Consider the following 7,426-nt stretch of genomic DNA (forward strand, 5'->3'; position numbering starts at 1 on the left):
TATCTTTTTACTTAAAAGAGAGGTTTGGAAAAATAAGGCTGGGTTTCGTTGTTGCAATATATGCCGACAATCGTTAATTCAGCATTTAATCTTCCATGTATGGCTGCCAGGTTACCAGTACGTATTTTTCTTTTTCGTTTTCTACTCTTTTCATAAACCCATACTCATAGCAAAACAACCAAAGGTTGCCGTTCTTAGCTCGCCAGCCGTGAGTAAAATACTTTGGATTAAAACCTTTGTTATGCAAGACTGCTTTACGCACCGTGGCTTTGCCGGCCGTATTATATTTTCGAAGGATTTTCCTGTTTAATTTAAGTTGGTCATCAATCTTCCTAAACAAGGTTTTTTCTTTCTGTTTATTTCTTTCGTAGTGGTAGGCACTTTTACAGTATTCAGAGCAGTATTTTTTGTCTACTCTACCCTCAAGCTCTTCCTCACAAGCTAAACAATATTTCATGTGACAGTATTATCCGTAGAATTATACGTATAATTCTACGGTTATTTTTTGTTGCGTCCAACTCAATAGCGAGTATAGCGCCTATGAATGCTCAAAAAACGCGCACCATTTCTCTCAAGCACCTGCTGATTAAGGGCAAAAGATGTATAGGCCTGAAATTTTATCCTGATAAGGTGATAAACGCTTTGGCTAAATCGTTGCCCGACCGTAAATGGAGTGAGGAATTTGGCATGTTGTATATCCCCAACACCCCTACTCACTATGAGGCTATTTACAAACAGTTTAAGGGTGTAGCCTGGATCAATAGTGCTCATTTCGCTCACAAGCGACATAATATTTCTCAAAATGACACTCCTAATATTTCGTTTTATCGAAAAAGAAAACTTTATGAAGGGTATCGCCCCTGCCCTGAGGCATTTTTTCAAAAACTAGAGCTTAAAAAATATTCCTTAAATACATGCCGCACGTATATCACTCATTTCGAGAAGTTTATAAATCATTATAAACCCCTCGACTTGCTCGATATCAGCGAGAAGGAAATACAGTTCTACCTACAACAGTTGGTAGCCTGTGAGTTTTCTGATTCTTACATAAACCAGAGTATTAATGCTATAAAGTTTTATTATGAAGTGGTTTTAGGCATGCCCAATAGGTTTTATAGTGTAGAAAGACCCATGAAGAAGGAACGTTTGCCCGAAGTACTGAGCAAGGAGAAGGTGTTACAAATGATTGCCTCAACAGACAATATTAAACACAAATGTATTTTAAAGCTCCTATACAGTGCTGGTGTAAGAAGAAGTGAGTTATTGAATTTAAAAATAGCTGATATTGACAGTGATCGGATGCTTGTCAAAGTTGTGAATGGAAAGGGTGGCAAGGATCGGTTTACCTTATTAGGTGATAATTTGTTAAATGAGCTTAGAGCGTATTACTCCATATACAAGCCAAAGGAATACCTTTTTGAGGGTGCAAAAGGCAAAAAATATAGTGCTACGAGTGTGGGTAAGATTGTAAAAAGGGCTGCCGCGAACGCCAAAATCTCGAAACGGGTGACTCCCCACATGTTAAGACATAGTTTTGCCACACATCTTTTGGAAGAAGGTGTCGACTTACGCTATATACAGTCGCTATTGGGTCATAACTCAAGCAGAACAACTGAAATCTACACGCATGTAGCGGTAAACAGTCTAAAAAATATAAAAAATTTAATAGATTAGCATTTTACACAATGTAAGTATATGCCATAGCGTATACTCGGATGTTGTGCGCAATTATGACGGATGAAAATGAACATTAGAACTGTTGGAATACTTGGAGTATCAATTCCACTACTTATATTATTTGGATTTACCATATTCTTCCTTCTATCAGACCCCATTTTATATGCGAATCTTAATAATTCAGTAATGGGATTGGTTTCATATAACATTGAAGGACTGTCGGAGAACAAATGGCTTATTTACTTTAACTATCTTGGCGTAGGGCTAATTATTTGCGTATTCTGTATCGCTCTAATGTTATTAATAAAAAACTCAACCTCTAAAGCAGGGGTAATTTTGCTTTTAATTAGTGGCTTTTCATGGACATCATTGGGCTTCTCAGAAATTAATGCAGAGTCTGACTCTATGCTAATTAAGGGTATTATCACGTTAGTTATAGGTGCGATAGGCTTTACTCTTCTTGGAGGTGATTACAAGCTCGCTCCACGCTACAAATGGATTATATTTTCAGTCGGCCTATTAATAATTCTGGACAGAATACTAGATATAGCTTTACTATTTGACTATCCGCATCAACTGAATCAACTTTCTTGGATCCTATACTTTGTTGGTTTTGGAATTATTGGACTTTCATTATTAAAAAGCGCACAACATACGATATAGCGCATGGCCTTACTTAGTCATCTGCCAAGTTTCTGCAGAACAGCCCGCTTATCTACCGCCAAGGGACTGATGTGCTTTCTACTCTCTCCTGCTCGTGGGAAGGTTGATCTTGAATGGCGCAGCAGGCATCTAATACTTTGATCGCATCGGCAGATAAGCTACTTTTATCACAATTAATAAAGCTCGGAGGCCACAGCGCCATATCTGGGTCGTTGTGCACAAGCCGAAAAACATGACGATTAAGGAGAAACAGATTATAGAAATTGCCGAACTACTGGACACCGGAATGATCTGTTTTTACCATCGGCCGACTGGAAGAATTGACTCCCACCCTGACCCGAACGACCCATATTTTGACCCTGAACCTTGGCAAGATGTTATTGACAGAATTGAAAATGAATGGGGCAATTATGAGCGGATTGAAAAAATGGAATCGTTTGAAAGTTATCGCGTGATTGAAAATTTTGCATATTCATTAGCAGATGAGAGTTTTAAGAAAAAAATTTTGAACGCAATTTCGAAACGAAAACCCTTTCGGAACTTTAAGAATTTAATTGACTACTCTGACTATAGACAAAATTGGTTTGACTTTAAAAACAAAGCGTATATTGACTTTGTGAAAAGACAAGTTGAAACAATAAAAAAATAAAAGGCCAGTGCACAACAACACATATAGCTTATGGCGGGTGAACGGTTACCATAATGGTTTTTGCTCCGTTACCAACTTTGGTTTCAGCGGACAGAAAAGTGCTCCGAAACCGCCACAAGCTATATGCACACCGTTGGCATTCATTGCGATATAAATATGAACCCTCGAATTTTATACAAATCTCTTTTAGTGGTTGGCTTAATCAATGCTGCTGCAATAATTCAGAGTTGCTGCGATGATCCACCTGTTGAGAATTTCGAGCTAACTGAAATGAATATTTCTAACTTCAATCCAATAACACTGGATAAAATTGAAGAAGGCTCTGGAATAAATTATTCAGAATACAGTATTAGAATACTCTTTGATATTGAAATATTAGCTCAAGTTACTCCAAGTGCAGGAATTTATAATTCGGCTCTTGCTTATGATTGTGATGATGACATTATACCCCAATTGAACAATCGAATTCTTGATGCGAACATTTTTGCAACATCTGATTTTGATTCAACACATCCTGAAGGATCACCATTGAACGATCTTTTCGAATATCATAGAGTAATTAAAGAATGTGTTGAGAACGGTGGTGCATTCGAACAATGTGGAGAAAACCAATCCGAGTTTTCTTTTAATAATAATCTAGTTGACATCATAAATAATAGCTTTTCCAACAATGACTATTACAACTCTTTAGACACAAGGTTCACTTACCTTAACCTAGCTGTTTTGGACGCTGAACCTATAACTAGTGCAACTCAATTCATTCTACGATTAACATTTGAAAATGGACAAGTTTTGAGCGATACTACTGAACAAGTAATCTTTAATTGAAAAACGAAATGCCAACAAATGCTATGAATGAATGGGGTCTTATCAGCCAGGATACTTTCTTGGGCACTTGGAAAGTCCGCCACAAGTTTTATATTTAAATCAAGGCGTGGCTATTTGCGAGAGGAAGGGTTAGTGCATTCTAATCCCCACTCATCATAGCTGGTCGTTAGGCACAATACCGCACCATGAAATATTTGCTTTTTATTATCTATTTGCCCTTTGTTAACCTAGCACATGCACAAAAGGTAACGACCAACAAACAATACCAGCCAGAAGAGATTAAGACGATTTCATTCACACCGTATTTTGACGAACAAGGAAACCCAGACCAAGATTTTAACAATCTGATTGAAGAAGTTCTTTCATCATCCTTCGCAGTATGTTGTCAAACGGAACTTGAACACAACCTGATGAATCATGAAGCTTTTAACGAAGTTGCTAGCAGAACTTTATACTCCGACCTTTCTAAACTTGTCAAGACAAAATCAAACTTATATAGCCCTATAACTGACAGTGAAAAACTGGAACTTCAGAAGGGATGTAGGAACACAGATTTAGTCTTCATCTTTTCTAAAATCGACAGCAGAACAGTGACGAAACTAAACAACACCGGAAGCATATCAATTTCAGGTAACCTCACCGTTTTTGACCTAAGAACTGGTGAGTTTGTTGCTTTCATTACTGACGACAATAAACAGAAATTTGATGACATGAGTCAAGCAACGCCACCATTGAACCAACTTATTAGCTCCTTGGTGAACGAACTGAACAGGGCAATTGAAAATTAAAGTGCCTAACAAGCGGTAAAAATGCATGTGACTACAGCCCATCTGCCACTTTCAGTGCAACTGAACCGCGATTTCTGGCTTTTTGAAAGGTCAGTGCTTTCTACTTTTATTCTTGCCACTCGGAAAAATGCTTGTGGAACGTGCTGCATCTGGACCGTTGTGAGCCTGAGCCAGAATCGCTACTTTAGTGCCATTAAAAAAATTCGGGCCACACAGCATTTTACCTGAACGTTATGCACAATCAACATATATATAGTTAAATGGGTGCGGGATTGTTCTTTATTTTTAGCTTGATCGTTTTTGTGGGGTTTGGTATACTTTTTCTCTTTTTTAAGCTTCCGAATACTTTTAGTTCAAATTCGATTAAATACAAGAAAACTAAAAACTTCACTCCCCTGGAAAAACAGATTATCCAACAATACATTGAAAAAAAAGATGAGAATGAAAAGAGCCTCATGGATAAGCAGATTGCGATTTTTAATACCAAACACAGATTTTACAATAAACGAAAACTTTTAGTAGAGTTTAGGTCAGAGGATAATGAACATTTACCTCAGTCATTACTTCTTAATGATAAACGAATATCTCGATCGGAGATAATGACATTCAGGATTAATAAGACAGATTTCGAATCATACTTAACTTTTAAAAATGGACGAATTTCAGAATTAACAATCATTCCAAACCCCAAAAAATATGAAAGAAATCACAATGCTGTGTTTACATAAATATCACTTTAAATGTGCATAACATTACCTAGCAACGCATATGCTAAAGTGCTTTGCTGGTTAGTAACTGCTACTCGCCCATTCATTCTGTGTTTGTGTTCTTGGCTGTAAAACAGCAGGTCTTCCTGGGGGTTATTGCCGTGCGTGGCCCTCGAGCAGACTCGGGCAGGAAAGGGTGCGGAAATGTCTTTGCGAAAGTCTGTGCAACTTGGCTCAAAACACAGAATTCATTAGCTTGCATCTCAAATTAGTCCGGGAGGCATACAGCGTGCTAGCCGGGCGTTAGCCACAATGATGCAGTCAAAATTATTATCGACCATAATTATAATAACCCTCTCATTAGCTACTTTATCCTGTAGATATGCGAAAAACAAATGCGAAGATGTAAAAACTGGAAAGTTTAAACTTACCACTGTTGAAACGGGTACATCCTATATAACAAGGTCAAAGACCCATCAAACTGAAGTAAACGAACAATTCAACTATGAAGCAAAGTTTGATATTGTATGGTTGGACGGCTGCACCTATGAACTTAGAAATAAACAGTTTATAAGCGGACCTGAAATTTTTAGAGGAGTAAAAGGAGATGTGGTGACTATTGAAATTTTAGATGTTAATGATAACACTTATTCTGTAAGGACTTACATCAAATCATCGGACTTTGTTGTTGAACGCGAAATAGAAATTTTATAATGTGGCTAACAAATTGTAAGAGCGCATTTGGACTTCACCGTGCGAAATCCTTAAATGCTTTGGTGCTTCTCCACCGCACGTTTTGGGTTAGCTTTCCACATCCACATTCATCTCTTAACTTGCGGACTACTTGTCATAACGGGGTGTCTTAAGCTGCTTGCATCTCGACTAGGTTCTAAACCCAAATCGTGCTAGTTTTATGCCCTGTAAAACAAGTAAATAAACGCGCCTTACAGGGGCGTTACCAACCATAAGCTGCACGAACAAAGAATCAATGCGAATATTATTAGTACTTATATTGCTTTTAGGTAGTTTTTTCTGCCAAGCTCAGGAATTATCGAACTATCAAGAGGTAGATAAATTCAAAGTCAATGGTTTAACCACGAAGGTGTATTTCAATGATCCGTTGAAACGTCTAATTGCAAAACATCCTGACTTTGACAACAAAGAAAATCAAACTAAGCACGTACTTTTATCCGAATATCTCCACAACAATCCCATTTACGTTTTTAAAACAACAAATAAAAAGAAGGTTGTCAAGTCTTACTGGCTCATAGGAGACCCTAGAAAAGTAAGGACGAAGAACTATTTCAAGTTAGAAATTAAAGACTCTGATAACTCCACTGAAAAGATTATCGACAATGTAAATATTGGTGGCTCTTTCTTTGAACATATGATGTTTTTTCAAACACCTCAGGGAAGTCAGTCAATTGGTAAAGGAATTCAGATTTGGGGATACTTCACTATGGTCCAACCCTATGAACCATTAAAATCTACTATGATACAGCTGATGAAAATGGATATCACCAACACAATCCCTGAAGAAATACTTGCTAAAGAAGAAGAACGAATTGAGCCATTGTTTGAATATCAAAAATGCGCGCTAGAAAATGTAATTGGACGAACCTTTACCATTACTGTGTTACAGTATGATTCACTTGGAAACGTTAAGAATAAATATCCTAGGGAGGAGAAGGATAAACAATTGTACCATTCCTCAACGAGCAAGAACTTAACGGGTGTAACTACATTTCCGTACTTTTCATCAGATGATAAGACGACCAAATCTGACAGTGTCATTCATGTTGAGTCTGGACAGGAATATTTAAACCACTATCTTAAAGAAATCAGAATAATTAAAGGGCCAACAAATCAAACTGAAAGAGTTGAAGGTAAGCTCATAATACATGGTTATTCAGCAAAAGGGCATTCAACAAATGACGAACTCTATATCGCTGAATTTTCCAAAATAGGAGATTGTAATTTACCTAGATTGGTCAAATTCTGTCCTTTGAACGACCCTGAATTTAAGAGACCTAGGCTAATAATAGAAATTGAGTACGAACTGAAATGAACAGGTTGGTAACAAATGCTATGAATGAATGGGTTTTATCGGACAG

The 7,426-nt window shown here is 37.3% G+C and carries 8 protein-coding genes; 7 read left to right on the forward strand and 1 reads right to left on the reverse strand.

The window, feature by feature from the left end:
- Positions 1-85: 85 nt before the first annotated feature.
- Positions 86-457, reverse strand: coding sequence for a hypothetical protein (locus E1176_RS09330; RefSeq protein WP_155210343.1), 372 nt, complete (start codon positions 455-457; stop codon positions 86-88).
- An 83-nt stretch (positions 458-540) separates the two neighbouring features.
- Here E1176_RS09330 and xerA point away from each other — a divergent pair, with 83 nt between their 5' ends.
- The 7 genes from xerA to E1176_RS09365 all read left to right on the forward strand — a co-directional run bounded on the left by xerA (position 541) and on the right by E1176_RS09365 (position 7,380).
- Complete coding sequence (xerA, locus tag E1176_RS09335; RefSeq protein ID WP_155210344.1) at positions 541-1,674, forward strand: site-specific tyrosine recombinase/integron integrase; 1,134 nt, start codon at positions 541-543, stop codon at positions 1,672-1,674.
- A 69-nt stretch (positions 1,675-1,743) separates the two neighbouring features.
- Positions 1,744-2,340 carry a hypothetical protein gene (locus E1176_RS09340; RefSeq protein ID WP_155210345.1) on the forward strand — a complete coding sequence of 199 codons (597 nt, stop codon included), beginning with the start codon at positions 1,744-1,746 and terminating at the stop codon, positions 2,338-2,340.
- A 232-nt stretch (positions 2,341-2,572) separates the two neighbouring features.
- On the forward strand, positions 2,573-2,989 hold the full coding sequence (locus E1176_RS09345; RefSeq protein ID WP_155210346.1) for a UPF0158 family protein: 417 nt from the start codon (positions 2,573-2,575) through the stop codon (positions 2,987-2,989).
- 189 nt (positions 2,990-3,178) lie between these two features.
- Positions 3,179-3,817 carry a hypothetical protein gene (locus tag E1176_RS09350; protein WP_155210347.1) on the forward strand — a complete coding sequence of 213 codons (639 nt, stop codon included), beginning with the start codon at positions 3,179-3,181 and terminating at the stop codon, positions 3,815-3,817.
- 185 nt (positions 3,818-4,002) lie between these two features.
- Positions 4,003-4,605: a hypothetical protein gene (locus E1176_RS09355; RefSeq protein ID WP_155210348.1), complete on the forward strand. Its 603-nt coding sequence runs from the start codon at positions 4,003-4,005 to the stop codon at positions 4,603-4,605.
- 1,019 nt (positions 4,606-5,624) lie between these two features.
- Entirely contained in the window at positions 5,625-6,026 is a 402-nt protein-coding gene (locus E1176_RS09360; RefSeq protein WP_155210349.1) for a hypothetical protein, read from the forward strand.
- Between the two features lie 274 nt (positions 6,027-6,300).
- Positions 6,301-7,380: a hypothetical protein gene (locus E1176_RS09365; protein ID WP_155210350.1), complete on the forward strand. Its 1,080-nt coding sequence runs from the start codon at positions 6,301-6,303 to the stop codon at positions 7,378-7,380.
- Positions 7,381-7,426 lie beyond the last annotated feature (46 nt).

This window comes from Fulvivirga aurantia, assembly GCF_009711475.1.
GTDB classification, from domain to species: domain Bacteria; phylum Bacteroidota; class Bacteroidia; order Cytophagales; family Cyclobacteriaceae; genus Fulvivirga; species Fulvivirga aurantia.

Coding starts and splice junctions, on each gene's coding strand:
- E1176_RS09360 (WP_155210349.1), top strand. CDS start 5,625: ATGATGCAGTCAAAATTATTATCGACCATAATTATAATAACCCTCTCA.
- E1176_RS09330 (WP_155210343.1), bottom strand. CDS start 457: ATGAAATATTGTTTAGCTTGTGAGGAAGAGCTTGAGGGTAGAGTAGAC.
- xerA (WP_155210344.1), top strand. CDS start 541: ATGAATGCTCAAAAAACGCGCACCATTTCTCTCAAGCACCTGCTGATT.
- E1176_RS09340 (WP_155210345.1), top strand. CDS start 1,744: ATGAACATTAGAACTGTTGGAATACTTGGAGTATCAATTCCACTACTT.
- E1176_RS09365 (WP_155210350.1), top strand. CDS start 6,301: ATGCGAATATTATTAGTACTTATATTGCTTTTAGGTAGTTTTTTCTGC.
- E1176_RS09355 (WP_155210348.1), top strand. CDS start 4,003: ATGAAATATTTGCTTTTTATTATCTATTTGCCCTTTGTTAACCTAGCA.
- E1176_RS09345 (WP_155210346.1), top strand. CDS start 2,573: ATGACGATTAAGGAGAAACAGATTATAGAAATTGCCGAACTACTGGAC.